Origin of the sequence: Pseudonocardia sp. (assembly GCF_050246655.1) — a bacterium.
Taxonomy (GTDB): Bacteria; Actinomycetota; Actinomycetes; order Mycobacteriales; family Pseudonocardiaceae; genus Pseudonocardia.
The window spans coordinates 16,809-31,777 of sequence record NZ_JBFWVQ010000022.1 but is presented as its reverse complement, the minus strand read 5'-3'; the positions used below and the strand labels follow the sequence as shown (position 1 = coordinate 31,777).

General features: G+C 76.4%; 13 protein-coding genes. 10 read left to right on the top strand and 3 right to left on the bottom strand.

The genetic code is table 11. From position 1 onward, the window contains the following. Window positions 1-980: RecB family exonuclease (locus AB7J25_RS10355; RefSeq protein ID WP_428507566.1), on the top strand; the 980-nt coding region annotated here is incomplete at its 5' end. Window positions 981-1,045: 65 nt separating this feature from the next. Further along, window positions 1,046-4,495, top strand: coding sequence for an ATP-dependent helicase (locus AB7J25_RS10350; RefSeq protein WP_428507564.1), 3,450 nt, complete (start codon window positions 1,046-1,048; stop codon window positions 4,493-4,495). Between the two features lie 56 nt (window positions 4,496-4,551). Here AB7J25_RS10350 and AB7J25_RS10345 read toward each other — a convergent pair whose 3' ends face one another. After that, on the bottom strand, window positions 4,552-5,079 hold the full coding sequence (locus AB7J25_RS10345) for a DUF1697 domain-containing protein (RefSeq protein WP_428507562.1): 528 nt from the start codon (window positions 5,077-5,079) through the stop codon (window positions 4,552-4,554). 98 nt (window positions 5,080-5,177) lie between these two features. Between AB7J25_RS10345 and AB7J25_RS10340 the strand changes: the two genes are divergently transcribed. The 3 genes from AB7J25_RS10340 to AB7J25_RS10330 all read left to right on the top strand — a co-directional run bounded on the left by AB7J25_RS10340 (window position 5,178) and on the right by AB7J25_RS10330 (window position 8,065). Beyond that, window positions 5,178-6,233, top strand: coding sequence for a potassium channel family protein (locus AB7J25_RS10340; RefSeq protein WP_428507560.1), 1,056 nt, complete (start codon window positions 5,178-5,180; stop codon window positions 6,231-6,233). A gap of 150 nt (window positions 6,234-6,383) precedes the next feature. After that, window positions 6,384-7,550, top strand: coding sequence for a 5-methyltetrahydropteroyltriglutamate--homocysteine methyltransferase (locus AB7J25_RS10335; protein WP_428507558.1), 1,167 nt, complete (start codon window positions 6,384-6,386; stop codon window positions 7,548-7,550). 41 nt (window positions 7,551-7,591) lie between these two features. Then, window positions 7,592-8,065, top strand: a complete 474-nt coding sequence (locus AB7J25_RS10330) for a GNAT family N-acetyltransferase (RefSeq protein ID WP_428507556.1) — start codon at window positions 7,592-7,594, stop codon at window positions 8,063-8,065. Here the strand turns inward: AB7J25_RS10330 and AB7J25_RS10325 are convergent. Together AB7J25_RS10325 and AB7J25_RS10320 are read right to left on the bottom strand one after the other, a co-directional pair. Further along, window positions 8,049-9,329 (bottom strand): HAMP domain-containing sensor histidine kinase, encoded by a 1,281-nt coding sequence (locus tag AB7J25_RS10325; protein WP_428507554.1) that lies wholly within the window; start codon window positions 9,327-9,329, stop codon window positions 8,049-8,051. The genes AB7J25_RS10330 and AB7J25_RS10325 overlap by 17 nt on opposite strands. Before the next feature lie 86 nt (window positions 9,330-9,415). Continuing rightward, window positions 9,416-10,099 (bottom strand): response regulator transcription factor, encoded by a 684-nt coding sequence (locus AB7J25_RS10320; protein WP_428507552.1) that lies wholly within the window; start codon window positions 10,097-10,099, stop codon window positions 9,416-9,418. Between the two features lie 117 nt (window positions 10,100-10,216). Here AB7J25_RS10320 and AB7J25_RS10315 point away from each other — a divergent pair, with 117 nt between their 5' ends. The 5 genes from AB7J25_RS10315 (at window position 10,217) to AB7J25_RS10295 (ending at window position 14,967) form a co-directional block, all read left to right on the top strand. Beyond that, entirely contained in the window at window positions 10,217-11,038 is an 822-nt protein-coding gene (locus AB7J25_RS10315) for a hypothetical protein (RefSeq protein WP_428507550.1), read from the top strand. A gap of 74 nt (window positions 11,039-11,112) precedes the next feature. Continuing rightward, window positions 11,113-11,958, top strand: a complete 846-nt coding sequence (locus AB7J25_RS10310; RefSeq protein WP_428507548.1) for an exodeoxyribonuclease III — start codon at window positions 11,113-11,115, stop codon at window positions 11,956-11,958. A gap of 97 nt (window positions 11,959-12,055) precedes the next feature. Continuing rightward, window positions 12,056-12,775: a DUF4142 domain-containing protein gene (locus AB7J25_RS10305; RefSeq protein ID WP_428507547.1), complete on the top strand. Its 720-nt coding sequence runs from the start codon at window positions 12,056-12,058 to the stop codon at window positions 12,773-12,775. Window positions 12,776-12,877: 102 nt separating this feature from the next. Continuing rightward, window positions 12,878-13,543, top strand: a complete 666-nt coding sequence (locus AB7J25_RS10300; RefSeq protein WP_428507545.1) for a class F sortase — start codon at window positions 12,878-12,880, stop codon at window positions 13,541-13,543. Window positions 13,544-13,686: 143 nt separating this feature from the next. Then, window positions 13,687-14,967, top strand: coding sequence for an aldehyde dehydrogenase family protein (locus tag AB7J25_RS10295; RefSeq protein ID WP_428507543.1), 1,281 nt, complete (start codon window positions 13,687-13,689; stop codon window positions 14,965-14,967). The last annotated feature ends 2 nt before the right edge of the window (window positions 14,968-14,969 follow it).

Below are 14,969 nucleotides of genomic sequence, written 5' to 3'. Positions count from 1 at the left end.
CGGACCCGCCCGACCCCGGGGCCCCCGGGATATGCCCCGCCTGCACCGCCCGTGCCCGCCGCCGCGAGCGCGCCGCCCGGCAACTGGCCCGGCTCGTCGAGGCGGACGTCCCCGGCGCCCGCCCCGAGGACTGGTACGGCCTCGCGCCCGCCTCCACCGAGGAGCCGCTGCGGGCGCCGGGCGAGGTGGTGCCGGTGTCGCCGTCGGACGTCGAGAAGATCATGCGCTGCCCGCTGCGCTGGGTGCTGGAGCGCCACGGCGGCGGCGAGGTGGGGGCACTCGCGGCCGTCACGGGGTCCCTGGTGCACGCGCTCGTCCAGGCGCGGGCGGCCGGGGCGGACGGCGCTGAGCTGGAGAGCGCGCTGCGGTCGGCCTGGTCGCGGCTCGACGCGGGAGCACCGTGGTTCGGCCGCCGGGAGCTGGCCCGGGTGCGGGGGATGCTCTCGGCGTTCGACGAGTGGGTGCACGCGAGCCGGGCCGACGGGCTGACGCTCGTGGCCGTCGAGCACCCCGTTCAGCTGGACCTGGAGCCCGAGCGCCGGGGCGGCCCCTGGCTGCGGCTGCGGGGGCGGGTGGACCGGCTGGAGGTCGACCGCCACGGCCGCCCGGTGGTCGTCGACGTCAAGACCGGGAAGACGGCGCCGACGAAGCAGGCGGTGGCCGAGCACGCACAGCTCGCCGTCTACCAGCTCGCGGCGGCGCTGGGGGCGTTCGGTGACGTCGTGGACCGGGCGGCGCGGCCCGGCGGGGCGCGGCTGGTCTACGTCGCGGACCGGCTCGCCGCGGGCACGCCGAAGGAACCGACCCAGGCGCCGCTGGACGACGACGGTGTGCGGCACTGGCGCACGGTCGTCGAGGGCTGTGCGCAGGACACCTCCGGAGCCCGGTTCGTGGCCCGAAGCGGCCCGGACTGCGACCGCTGCCCCGTCCGGACGAGCTGCCCGCTGCACGACGCGGGGCGTCCGGTGCCCGAGGGCTGACCCTCGATACACGATCGCACACGCCGGGCCGGGAAGTGTCGGTCGGCTCCGGTACAACCTCGTCCATGGACCTGACGCCCCGGGCGCTCGCCGCGGCGCTCGGCCTGCCCCCGCCCACGGAGGAGCAGGCCGCGGTGATCGCGGCGCCCGCCACGCCCGCCTTGGTGGTGGCGGGCGCGGGCGCGGGCAAGACGGAGACGATGGCCGCGCGCGTGGTCTGGCTGGTCGCCACCGGCGCGGTGCGCCCCGAGCAGGTGCTGGGGCTCACGTTCACGCGCAAGGCCGCCCAGCAGCTGGGCAGCCGGATCCGGTCGCGGCTGCGGCGGCTCGCCGCGTCCCGGCTGCTGGACGAACTGGATCCCGGCGGCAGCCGCAGGGCCGAGGTGCTGACCGGGGAGCCCACCGTCTCCACGTATCACGCCTACGCGGGTCGGCTGGTCGGCGAGCACGCGTTGCGGCTACCCGCCGAGCCCGCGGCACGGCTGCTGGGGGAGACGGCGGCGTGGCAGGTGGCGCACCGGGTGGTGTCGACGTGGGCCGAAGATCTGGAGGTCGACCACCTGCCGGCCACGGTCACCGGCTGGGTGCTGAAGCTCGCGGGCGAGATGGGGGAGCATCTCGTGGCGCCCGCCGAGGTCCGCCGGCACGCGGAACGGCTGGCCGCGATGTTGGCCGAGGCGCCGCGCGGGAAGGGCCAGCGTGCCGAGCCGTCCCAGACCTACCGGTCCTGGATCGACGCCCAGCGTCGCCGGGTCGCCCTGCTGCCGCTCGCCGCCGCGTTCGCCGAGCGCAAGCGGGCCGAGCGGGCGCTGGACTTCGCCGACCAGCTCGCCATTGCCGCCCGGGTCGCGGCCGAGCATCTCGAGGTGGGCGCGGCCGAACGGGCCGCCTACCGGGCGGTGCTGCTCGACGAGTACCAGGACACCGGCCACGCACAGCGGGTGCTGCTGCGGGCACTGTTCGGTACGGCACCCGGGGAGGAGGTGCAGGCGGACGGGCCGGCCGTCACGGCGGTGGGGGACCCGTCGCAGTCCATCTACGGCTGGCGCGGCGCGAGCGCGGGCAACCTCGCCCGTTTCCGCACGGACTTCCCGATCCCCACCGGCCTGCCCGCCGATCCCGAGTGGGCGGACGCGCCGCTCGCCCGTCCCGCGGACGAGTTCGGCCTGCTCACGAGCTTCCGGAACCCGTCGGAGGTGCTGGCGCTGGCCAACGCGGTGTCGGCGCCGCTGCGCACCGAGCCGGGTGCGGTCGGGGTGGGGGAGCTGCGGGCCCGCGAGGGCGCCCCGCCGGGGGACGTGCGGGTGGCGCTGCTCCCCGACGTCGGCGCGGAGGTCGGGTGGGTGGCGGACTCGGTGGCCCGCTACTGGCGGGCGGCGGACGCCGCAGGCACGGCCCCGCCGTCGTCGGCCGTGCTGGCCCGGCGGCGCGCCGACATGGACGCGCTGGCGGCCGCCCTGCGGGCGCGCGGGCTCCCGGTGGAGGTCGTCGGGCTCGGGGGCCTGCTCGACACCCCGGAGGTCCGCGACCTCACCTCCGCCCTGCGGCTGGTGGTCGACCCGCTCGCCGGCCCCGCCGCCGTCCGGCTGCTCACGGGCGCCCGCTGGCGGCTGGGCGTCGCCGATCTCGCCGCGCTGTGGGCGCGGGCCCGCGAGCTGCTGCCCGCGATGCCCGCGCGGCGCGGCCCGCTCACCCCCGAGGCGCTCGCGCTGGGGGCGCTGCCCGCCGAGCAGGTCGAGCAGGCGGGCCTCGTCGACGCGCTGGACGACCCCGGGCCGCCCGACGCGTACTCACCCGCAGGTCTCGCGCGGATCACCCGGCTCGCCCGGGAGCTGCAGTGGCTGCGCTCGCGGGCCTCAGCGCCGCTCACGGACCTCGTCGCGGACGCCGAGCGGGTCCTGCTGCTCGACGCCGAGACCGCCGCCCGGCCGGGGCCCGTGGGCCGGGCGCACCTGGACGCCTTCGCCGACGTCGTCGCCGAGTTCGCCGCGGGCGCCGAGGTCGCGAGCCTGCCCGCCCTCCTGGACTACCTCGACACCGCCGAGCAGGCCGAGGACGGCCTGGCACCCGGCGAGGTGGAGGTCGCGCCGGACCGTGTCCAGATCCTCACGGTGCACGCCGCGAAGGGCCTGGAATGGGAGGTCGTCGCCGTGCCGCACCTGGTCACGGGCGTCTTCCCGGGGCGACGGCAGAGCGGCACATGGCTCACCAGCCCCGCCGAGCTGCCCGTCCCGCTGCGGGGGGACGCCGCCGATCTCCCCGGCCTGCACCTGCCCGCCGACGGCGACCGCAAAGCGCTGGAGAACGCCGTCAAGGCCCACCTCGACGGGCTCGAGGAGCGGCGGCTCGCCGAGGAACGCCGCCTCGCCTACGTCGCGCTCACCCGGTCGGAGCGGGTGCTCCTGGTCTCCGGGCACTGGTGGGGCGCGAGCGGTGCCGCCCCGCGCGGCCCGTCGGCGTTCCTCACCGAGGTGCGGGAGGTCGTGGACGCGATCGGGGCCGGGGTCGTCGAGCGCTGGTCGGACCCACCCGCCGCGAACGAGGTCAACCCGGTCACCGCCGAGCCGCCCACGGCCGCCTGGCCCGTCGACCCGCTCGGCGCCCGCGCGCCGGCCGTCCGGCGGGGGGCGGAGCTGGTGCGCGCCGCGATCGCGGCCCGGGAGGAGGAGCGGCGCGCCCGGGCCGAGGCGGCGGCCGCGCCGGGGGCGCAGATGGAGCTGATGGAGGTGACCGGGCCGGTCGCGCCGAAGCGGCACGGCGGGCGTGGAGGGGCGGGCGATCGCGGGGCGGGCGATCGTGGGGTGGGCGATCGCGGCGATGCCGCCGAACCCGAGGACGCGGAGGGCTGGGCCGCCGACGTCGACGTCCTGCTCGCCGAGCGGGCCGCCGGGGCCGCCCGGCCGACCGTGGCGCTGCCCACGCAGATGACCGTGAGCCAGCTCGTCGAGCTCGCCGCCGATCCCGCCGCACTCGCCGCGCGGCTGCGCCGCCCGCTGCCACTGCCGCCGAACCCGCACTCCCGGCGCGGCACGGCGTTCCACGCGTGGCTGGAGCAGCGGTTCGGCGCGTCCCAGCTGCTCGACCTCGACGAGCTTCCCGGTGCCGCCGACGACGGCGCCGCGAGTGACGACACGCTCGCCGAGCTGCAGGAGGCGTTCCTCGCCAGCGAATGGGCGGCGCGGCGGCCCGTGGAGGCCGAGGTGCCGTTCGAGACGGTGGTGGGCGGGATGGCGCTGCGGGGGCGGATGGACGCCGTGTTCCTGGACGCGGACGGTGGCTACACGGTCGTGGACTGGAAGACGGGGTCGCTGCCGGACGCGGCCCGGCTCCCTGCCCTGGCGGTGCAGCTCGCCGCGTACCGGTTGGCCTGGGCCGCGCTCGCCGGCTGCCCGCCCGATCGGGTGCGCGCGGCGTTCCACTACGTGCGGCAGAACCACACGCTGCGCCCGGCGGACCTGCTCGACGCCCGCGGCCTGCGCGCCCTCGTGGGTGCCGTCCCGGTCGCGGCGCCGTGACCGCGCCGGGCCGGCGGCCGGGCCGCCGCGCTGCGCCCCACCGTGGGGCAGGGGGATCAGAGGAGCTCGGCGAGCTTCGTGACGGTGTTCCAGTTCCGGGAGGTGATCACGATCCCGTCCTCGATGCCCGCGGCCACCGGCGGGGCGTCCAGCAGACCGCCGGGGCACCACTGGTAGAGCACGGCGCCGACGAGGCGGGCGCGCTCGGGGTCGAGGGCGAGCGCGTCGCGCATCGCGGTCCGCTCGGGATCCGGGGCGGCGGAGCAGAACCAGACCATCATCCGGGAGCCGTTGTCGGCGACGTCCGCGTACGGGTGCGCGGCGATCGACGCCCGCAGCTCGTCGGCGGTGAGCACCACACAGGGCACGGTCATGCCGAGCTGCTCGGCGATCGCCGCGGTGATCCGCCCGGACAGCTCCGCCGTCGGCGTCTCCGGCGCGCTAAAGAGCGCGTTTCCGCTGTTGAGGAGCGTGCGGACCTCCGTGAGGCCGAGATCGGCGAGCAGCGCGCGCAGATCGGCCATCGCGATCCGCTTGTTGCGGCCGACGTTGATCCCGCGCAGCAGGGCGACGTAGCGGGCCATCCGGGCAGGCTAGCCCGCCCACCGGCCGCGCCCCGACCCGCGCGGACGTCCGGCCCCGGCACGGTGCTGATCACGCAATGACGTCTAACCTGCGCGCCATGAGGAAAGTCCAGCGGCGGCCGTTCGCCGACCCGTCGCTGGTCGGGCCGATCCGGATGCCGGACATCTCGGCGAGCCCGCTGGTGGCGCTGTTGCGCAGGCTCGCGGTCGCGTTCGGCGCGCTGTTCGCGGCGGCGCTGATCGTCTGGCTGGGCGGGGACGGCTACGTCGACAACAACAGCGACTCGCCGATCTCGTTCAACGACGCCTTCTACTACGCGACGGTCTCGCTCTCGACCACCGGCTACGGCGACATCGTCCCGGTGAGCCCGCAGGCGCGGCTGATCACCACGCTCGTCATCACCCCGTTGCGGCTGCTCTTCCTCATCGTCTTCGTCGGCACCACCGTGGAGCTGCTCACCGAGCGGTCGCGGCAGTCGTTCCGGATCCAGCGCTGGAGGTCCCGCGTGCGCGACCACACCGTCATCGTCGGCTACGGCACCAAGGGCCGGGCCGCGGTGGACACGCTGCTGGGCGACGGGGTCGACCCGGAGTCGATCGTGGTGGTCGACACCGACCGCACCCAGCTGGACGCCGCTTCCGCCCACGGGCTGGTCACGGTCGCCGGCAACGCCACCCGGTCCAGCGTGCTGCGCATCGCGGGCGTGCCGCACGCGAAGGCGATCGTGGTGGCCACGAACCGCGACGACACGGCGGTGCTCGTCACGCTCACCGCCCGCGAGATGGCCCCGAAGATCTCGATCGTGGCGTCGGTGCGGGAGTCGGAGAACGTGCACCTGCTGCGGCAGTCCGGTGCGGACTCGGTCATCGTCTCGGCGGAGACGGCCGGGCGCCTGCTCGGCATGGCGACGACGACGCCGAAGGTCGTCGAGGTGGTCGAGGATCTCATCACGCCGGACGCGGGCTTCGCGATCAGCGAGCGCGACGTCGAGGAGGAGGAGGTCGGAGGCTCGCCGCGGCACCTGCCCGACATCGTCCTCGGGGTGGTGCGGGACGCGACGCTGCACCGCGTCGACGCGGCCGAGGTGGACGCCCTCGAGCGCGGCGACCGGCTCCTCTACGTGCGGAAGGCGAGTGACCCCGACGACGGGTAGCCGGGCGGCCGCCGAGTGGCGCCACGGAGATCACGTCAGTACGTTGCGGAGGCATCGTCCGGTAGAGCGTGTACCGGTGCGCCGGCCGTCGACGCGACCTCTCTGCGGGTCGGCGCGTGCCCGCCCACCCCTGCGACGAGGAGCCCAACGATGAGCTACGACCCTCGCACGGCCACCGGGATCCCGACCGAGCCGGTCGGTTCCCTCCCCCGGTCCACGCGGCTTCAGGACGCCTACGCCCGCTTCGACGCGGGTGAGATCGACGAGGCCGCGCTGACCGCGGAACAGGACGCCGCGGTCAAGGACTCGATCGAGCGCGCGGAAGCCACCGGCTCGCCGATCGTGTCCGACGGCGAGCAGCGGTGGTCGTCGTTCGCGACGTACCCGATCGCCACGACGCTGGCCGGCACCGGCCTCGCCCCGATGCTCGCCCCGGGCGGGCAGTACTTCGCGATCTTCGCCGACGGGCACGGCAGGCAGCTGCCCAAGCTCGTCCGCGGCCCGTTCCGCTACAACCAGTACGCCGCGGACACGCTGCGCCGCTCGATCGGGTTCGCCACGAAGCCGATGAAGCAGGCCGTGATCGCGCCGTCGATGCTCGCGCTGCTCTACCCGCTGAGCGACCCGGTGGACGGCTACCCGCGCGAGGAGTTCGAGGCCGCGCTGGTCGACGAGTGCGAGCGCGACATCCGCCAGGCCTTCGCGGCGGGCGCGGTGCGCGTGTCCGTGGACTTCACCGAGGGCAGGCTCGCCACCCGCGCGGACCCGCGCAACCCGTGGACGGGTGCGGGGCTGCTGCCCCACTTCATCGAGCTGATCAACCGCGTGATGGCCCGGTTCACCCCCGAGGAGCGGGTGAACATCGGCGTGCACACCTGCCCTGGCGGCGACCGGGACTCCGTGCACTCGGCGGACGTGCCGTACAACAACCTCCTCGGGACGATGTTCGACATCGACGCCGGGTACTTCCTCATCCAGCTCAAGAGCGAGCGGGAGAAGGACCCGGTGTACGAGACGATCGGGCGCAACCTTCGCGACGACGCCTCGGGCGTGGCCCAGATGGCCTACCTCGGGGTGATCAACCCGCAGAACCCGCGCGTGGAGCAGCCGCAGGAGATCGCCGACCAGCTGATCCGGGCGGCGAACTTCATCCCGAAGGAGCGGATCGGAGCCACCGACGACTGCGGTTTCTCCCCGTTCTCCATCGACGAGAAGCCCAACCACGGATCGCCCGACTTCGCCCGCGACGTCGCGTTCCAGAAGATCGCGAACCGGGTCGAGGGCGCCCGGGCGGCCGCCGAGAAGCTGGACATCTGACCGCCGCGCTCCGCCCGGCCGCCGAGGCGGACCGGGCGCCGGTGCGCGACGTCGTGCGGGCGGCGTACCGGGAGTTTGCGGGCGCGTTGGAGCCGCGCCACCGGACGACGCTGCATGCGAACCTGGACGCGCTCGTCGCGACCGTCGACGTGGGATCACTGGTCGTCGCGGAGGCGGCGGGTGCCGTCGTCGGCTGTGGCATCTACCTGGCGCCACGGCACCCGCAGTACCTCCACGTGCCGCAGGACTGGGCGGTGCTGCGCGGCCTGGCCGTGCTGCCCGGGATGCGCAGGCGGGGCGTGGCGCGCGCGCTCACCACGGCGTGCCTGGACCGGGCAACCGAGGACGGCGCGCCGCACGTCGGGCTGCACACCGCGGAGGCGATGCTGCCCGCGCGGGCGCTCTACGCCTCGCTGGGTTTCGTCGAGCACGGCGAGTTCCCCCACCTGGGCGTGCGCTTCCTCGTCTACCGGCTCGACCGGGTGCCGGAGGCGCCGATCAGCCCGGCAGGCTGAGGCGGAAGGCGGCGCCCGTCCCGTCCGGTGGCTCGACGCAGCGCAGGTCCCCACCGTGGGCGCGGGCGATGCCCCTGGCGATCGCGAGCCCGAGGCCCGCGCCGCCCGCGTCGGCGCTGCGGGCTTCGTCGAGGCGGACGAGGCGGTCGAAGATCCGTTCGCGCTCCGCGGGCGGCACACCGGGGCCAGAGTCGGTGACCAGCACGGTCGCGCCCGGCTCGACCCGCACCCGCACCCACCCACCCGCGCCGGCGTGGCGGACGGCGTTGTCCAGGAGGTTGGCGAGCACGCGCCCGAGCCGTTCCGCATCGCCGGGCACGGTGACCTCCTCCCCGTCCACCTCCAGGGAGCGGTCCGGCGCGCGCAGCCGTACGCGCTCGACCTCGGCCCGGGCCAGCCCGAGCAGCTCGACGGCCTCGCGGCGCAGGTCGAGGCCTGCGTCGATGCGGGCCATCGCGAGGAGGTCGTCGACGAGGCGCGCGGCGCGGTGGGACTCGCGCAGCAGCAGGAGGTGCAGCCGGTCGCGTTCCTCCGGGTCGAGTCCGGGTCCGGCGGCTGCCTCGGCGGCGGCCTGGACACCCGCGAGCGGGGTGCGCAGCTCATGTGCGGCGTCGGCGACGAACCGGCGGGTGCGCACCTCCGAGGCGACGGCGGCCGACTCCGCGGCGCGGGCCGTCCGCTCGGCGCCCTCCAGCTCGTCGAGCATCGCGTCGAACGCCGCGGCCGTGCGCCCGAGCTCGGTGTCGGTGCGGGTGGGGGCGAGGCGGCGGCCGCGGTCGCCGCGGGTGATGGAGCGGGCGAGCGCGGTCATCGTGTCCAGAGGCGCGAGCGCGACCCGCGTCGTGAACAGCGTGACGACCCCCGCGACGACCAGCGCCGCGACCGACAGCCACAGCATCGTGCGGCGCAGCCGTTCCTGCGCCGCCGTGACCGGCGAGTCCGTGACGACCAGGGTGAGCCGCGAGCCGTCGGCGAGGGTCCGCTGGACGACCGCGTCGCCGTCGGGGCCGTGCCGATCCGGCCGGAACCGCATCGGCGGGCCGGGCGGGCCGTACACCTCGCCGCCCGTGGTGACGACGACGGCGCGGACCCCGGGCCCTTCCAGGCGGCGCACCAGCTCGGCCGGGGCGATGCCGCGGGCGACGAGCTGGTCCGCCGCGTCCGCGCGGGCGGTGAGGTCGTTGCGCAGGTCCGTGCGCGTCTGGGCCTCGACGACGACGTCGGTGAGCAGCCCGACGACGAGCAGCACCACCGCCAGCACCATCAGGCTGAGGGCGGTGACGCGCCGCCGCAGCGAGGCCGTGTGGAGCCGCGACGGTCCCGGCGTGGCCGGCCGACGACGCGGTCCGCTCACGGTGCCGCGTCCGGCTCTGCCCGCAGCACGTAGCCGAGCCCGCGGACGGTGTGCAGCAGTCGCGGCTCGCCGAGCTTGCGGCGCAGCGCGGAGATGTGGACCTCGACGAGGTTGGGGTCGTAGTCGGTGTAGCCCCACACCCGCGTGAGGATCTGGCCCTTGCTGACGACGCGGCCGCGCTGGGCGGCGAGATAGTCCAGCAGGCGCAGCTCGGTGGCGGTGAGCTCGACCGGCACCCCGCCGCGCACCACCGTCCCGGCGGCGGCGTCGACGATCAGGTCGCCGACCCCGACGGCGGTGGGCGTGCGACCCATGCGCCGCAGCACCGCGGTGACGCGTGCGAGCAGCTCGGCGAGCGCGAACGGCTTGACGACGTAGTCGTCGGCGCCGCCGTGCAGCCCGCGCAGCCGGTCGTCGACGCCGTCGCGGGCGGTGAGCATCACGACCCCCGCGTCGCTGCGGCGGCGCACGACGTCGAGCAGGGCGAACCCGTCGCGGCCCGGCAGCATGACGTCGAGCACGACGAGGTCGGGCCGGAAGGCCGCGAGGTCCTGCTCCAACGCCCGCCCGTCCTCGCGGCCGGTGGCCTCGTAGCCCGCCCCGGTGAGCCCGGCGAGCACGGCGGCGCGGATCGCCTCGGAGTCCTCGACGACCAGCACACGCGCAGCCGTGCCACCCATGCCACCCATTGTCCCGGCGAGTCTGAGGATCACCTGAAGGTCCGGCAGGCCTTCAGGTCCGGTTCAGGCGGGCGGCGCAGTGTCGGGAGGAACGACGACCGACGGGAGCACGCAGCAATGACCACCCCCGAACCCCCCACGACCCCGGAGCCGGAAGGGCAGCGGGCCCCGCAACAGGCTGCGGGATCGGCGCAAGAACCGTCGCAGGAAGCAGCACAGCAACCTGCCCGTCGGCGCTATCTCCCCCGCAGCCGGTGGGCGGTCGTCGGGCTGTCCGTGGTGGGCCTGCTGGTCGTCGCCGCCGTCGTGGCGGCGTTCCTGGTGCCGTGGGGCGGGCGGTACGGCGGGTACGGCCCTGCCGGGCACGCGCGCGGAGCCCACGGCCAGGGCATGCTCGACGAGGGGCCGGGCTTCGGCCCGGGCGGGCACGGCTGGGACCGCGACGGGCGCGACGGGCGCGACGGGCGCGACGGGCGCGACGGGCGCGGTGGCCCCGGTGTCGCGTTCGGCCGCCTCGGCGACGACACCCTGCTCGCCGGCACGGTCGTCTCGGCAGGCAACGGCACCCTCGTGATCACCCCGGACGGCTCCCCGCAACGCACCCTGCGCACCGACGACCGCACCCGGGTGGCCGGTGACGGCGTCCGGTCGCTCGCCGAGCTGACCGCAGGGCAGCGCGTCCTGCTGCGCGTGGACGGCACCGGCGACGCCGCGACCGTCGTGGTCGCCTACGTCCCGCAGGCCCGCGTCACCGGCACGGTGACGGCGATCGCCGGCAACGAGGCCACGGTCGTCTCGGTGCAGGGCCTCACGGTGACCGTCGACGTCACCGCGATCGGGCAGAAGCCCGCCGTCGGCGACCTCGTCGAGATCACCGGCGGCGCGAGCGGGGCCGCGCTGCGCGCCGACGAGCTGCGGGTGCTGCCCAGGACCCCGTGAGGCTCCGGGCGGCGGCGGCCCTCCCATCCCTGCGCCGCCGCCCGGTCCCGCGGGCGCGGGTAGCGTGCGGCGCCGTGCGCGTCGCCACCTGGAACGTCAACTCCGCCCTCTCCCGGCTGCCGCGGCTCCTGCCGTGGCTCGACGAGCGCCGGCCCGACATCGTCTGCCTGCAGGAGACCAAGCTCGCCGACGAGGCGTTCGCCGCGACGTTCGCGGGCCCGCTGGCCGAGCGGGGCTACGAGGTCGCGCACGTCGGCGAGGGCCGCTGGAACGGCGTGGCGCTGCTGTCGCGCGTCGGGCTGGCCGACGTCGAGCGCACCCTGCCCGGCGCGCCCGAGTTCGGCGGCGTGCTGGAGGCGCGCGCGGTCACCGCCACCTGCGGCGGGGTGCGGGTGACCTCGGTCTACGTCCCGAACGGCCGCACCCCCGGCGATCCCCACTTCGCCTACAAGCTCGAGTGGCTCGCCGCGCTGCGGGCCGCGGTGACGGACCCGGCGACGGCGGTCGTCGCGGGCGACATGAACATCGCCCCCACCGACGCCGACGTCTGGGACCCGTCGCTGTTCACCGAGTCCACCCACGTCACGCCCCCGGAACGCGCCGCGCTCGGCGGGCTGATCGGGCTCGGCCTGCACGACGTCGTCCGCGACCGCTGGCCCGGCGAGCGCGTCTTCACCTACTGGGACTACCGCGCCGGGCGCTTCCACCAGGACAAGGGCATGCGCATCGACCTCGTCCTCGCCGGGTCGGCCGTGGCGGACCGCGTCGCCGCCGCCTGGGTGGACCGCCAGGCCCGCAAGGGCAAGGGCCCCAGCGACCACGCCCCCGTGATCGTCGACCTCGACGAGGCGCCGGACGGTGACATCGGCCCCGTCGTGCCGCCGCCGTCCACCCCTGCGAAGCTCCCGCACCGGGAGTGATCTACCCACTCGATCGGGTGTCGCCCGCAACGGTGGCGTATGAGGGCCGTTGAACGGGGAGACAGTGCCGTCCCGCAGCTCCCCGGAGGAGACCCCGATGCCCCTGCGCCACACCGTGTCCGTCGCGGCGGCCACGCTCGCCCTCGCCGGACTCACCGCGCTCACCGCGTGCGGCAGCCCGGCGGCACCCGCACCGCCGCCGCCCGGAGCCCCGGCCGTCCCCGCCGGACCCGCCGCTCCGGCGGCGCCCGCTGCGCCGGGTGCCGCCGCCGCGCAGGCCGCTCACCAGGGGGCCAGTGCGCTCGCCGCGCTCGCGGCGCTGGGCGAGGAGAAGGGCGGCGAGCAGGTCCGCGGTGTCGCCGGGCGCATCGCCGCGGACGTCGCCGCACTCGACGAGCAGGTCCGTGCCGTCGCCGCCGCGAGCGGGGTCGAGCTGGACGACTCCCTCACCGCCGACCAGCAGGCGCTGCTCGCCGACCTGCAGGCCCGCTCCGGCAGCTCCTTCGACCAGGCCTGGACGCGCGCCGTCCTCGACCTCTACGGCCAGGCGAAGGCGAACGCCGAGGCGGTGCTGAACTCCCCGGACGCCTCGCCGGAGGCCAAGGCCGCCGCCCGCACCGCGCTCGCGAACCTGGACGCGCTGACGGCGCAGCTGCGGTCGGGCGCCGGCTCCGGGGCCGTCCCGCCGACGACCGTCGACTCCGGCAGCGGCGGCCAGGCGGCGTCCACGGAGGACGGGCTGCCGCTCGCCCCCCTCGCGATGCTGGCCGCCGGGGCACTCCTGGCGGGCGGGGCGGTCCGGGCCGCGCGGCGGTGATGCCCGCTGAGTGCTGACCCGCGGCAGGGCCCGGCCGGTCCGCCCGGTGCGCCGGGCGGACCCGACGCCGGTGCGCCGGGTGCGGCCGGCGCGGGTCGTCGGTTGCTGCCGGGGCTGCTCGCCCTCGCTGCGGTGTCCTGCCTGGTCGCGGGCGGTACATGGCTCGCTACGGACCTGCGGACGGGGGCGGATCTCGGGAGCATCGGCTTCGGTGGCGCGGCAGGCCCCGGCGCATCGGGCGTCGCGCCCACCGCGGTCCCGGGGCCCGTGGCTCCCTGGACCGACCCGCCCGCGGGCAATCCGCGCGCCGGGACCGTGCCCGTCACGCTGGAGCTGCCGTCGCGGCAGGTCAGCGCGGCTGTCGTGCCCGTGGTCACCGGCCAGGACGGCGGGCTGATCGTGCCCGAGCCGCCCTCGACCGTCGGCTGGTGGACGCCCAGCGCGCTGCCCGGCGGCACCGGCGGCACCACCGTCGTCGCCGGGCACGTCGACACCCGCACCGGCGGGATCGGCGCGCTCGCCGTCCTGCGCGAGGTGGAGGTGGGCGAGCCGGTCGTCCTGAGCGGAGCGGACGGGCGCGTGGTCGCCTACCGCGTCGTGGCCCGCCGCCACCATCCCAAGGCGGACCTCCCCCCGGAGATCTTCGCGGTCGGCGGCCCGCCGCGGCTCGTGCTCATCACCTGCGGCGGCACGTTCGACCCGGTCACGCGGCACTACGGCGACAACGTCGTCGTCTACGCCGAGCCGGACGCTCCCGGACCGCCATGATCGCCAGAAGTGGGACATGAGCTGCACGGGCGCAGCTGATGTCCCGGTTCCGGTGATCATGGCTCGGGCGGGTGCAGGGCGCCCCGGACCGGTGGCGTGTACGGGCGTGCGGAGCACGGCTTCCGCGTGACAACCTGGGCGCCGTGAGCACGCCGCCCGCCACGACCCCCGCCACCCCCGAGACGACCGAGGCTCCGGAGTTCGCCGCCGTCCGCGAGGCCGCCCTGCGTGCGGCCGCCGCGGCCCCCGGGGTGCGCGCCGCGGGTGGTGCGGCCGTCGACGCTGCCCTGCGCACAGCGGCGGACCTGCTGCGCGAGCGCGCCGCGGACCTGCTGGCCGCCAACCGGCGCGACGTCGAGGCGGCCGAGCGCTCGGGCATGGCACAAGGCCTGCTGGACCGCCTGCGCCTGGGCGAGGAGCGGCTGGCCGACATCGCCCACCAGCTGGAGGTGCTCGCCGCGACGCCGGAGCCGCCCACCGAGCGAGAGGTGCGGACGCTGCCGACGGGCGAGCGGGTGTTCGAGCGCCGGGTGCCGGTCGGGGTGATCGGGGCGGTGTTCGAGGCCCGCCCCAACGTGACGGTCGACGTGGCGTCGCAGGTGTTGAAGGCGCGGTCGGCGACGGTGCTGCGGACGGGCGCGGCCGCGCTCGGCTCGGCCAGGGCGCTGATCGAGCTCGCGATCGCCCCCGCTCTGCGCGCGCACGGCATCCCCGAGGACGCCGTCCAGCTCGTCCCGCTGCCGGGCCACGCGGGCGCGGACGCGCTGGTCGGCCTGCCCGATCTCGTCCCGCTCGTGGTGGTGCGCGGCAGCGGCGAGGTGACGCGGCGGCTGTCGGCCCTCGGCGCGGCGGCGGGTACGCGGGTTCTCGCTCACGCGGACGGCGGCGGTGTCCTCTACCTGGACGCGAGCGCCGATCCCGACACCGTGACGCGCCTGGTCCACGACTCGACGGACCGCCTCGGCGTCTGCAACCGGCTCAACCTGCTGCTCGTCGACCGGCCCGCCCACGACCGGTTGTGGCCGGTCGCGGAGCGGGCGCTGCGGGAGCGGGGCATCACCCCGTCGCTGCCACCGCACACCCACCGGCTCGGCCACGAATGGGCGCTGGACTCCGGCGCCGAGGCGCACGTGACGGTGGCGCAGGTGGACGGCGCCGTCGACGCGGCGACGACGGCGAGCCGCGAGACCTCCGGCCTCGCCGCCACGGTCTGCGCGACGGACGAGGCGGCGGCGCGGGCGTTCATCGACGCCTACACGGGCACCGGCGTGTTCTGGAACGCGACGACCCGCCTGCTGGACGGGTACAAGCTGCTCGGCCTGCCGGAGACCGGCATCAACGTCGATCACACGCCGGGCCCGCGCGGGCCCGTCACCTACCCGGACCTGGGGCTTCGGCAGTTCGTGGTGCTCCCGCCCGCCTGACC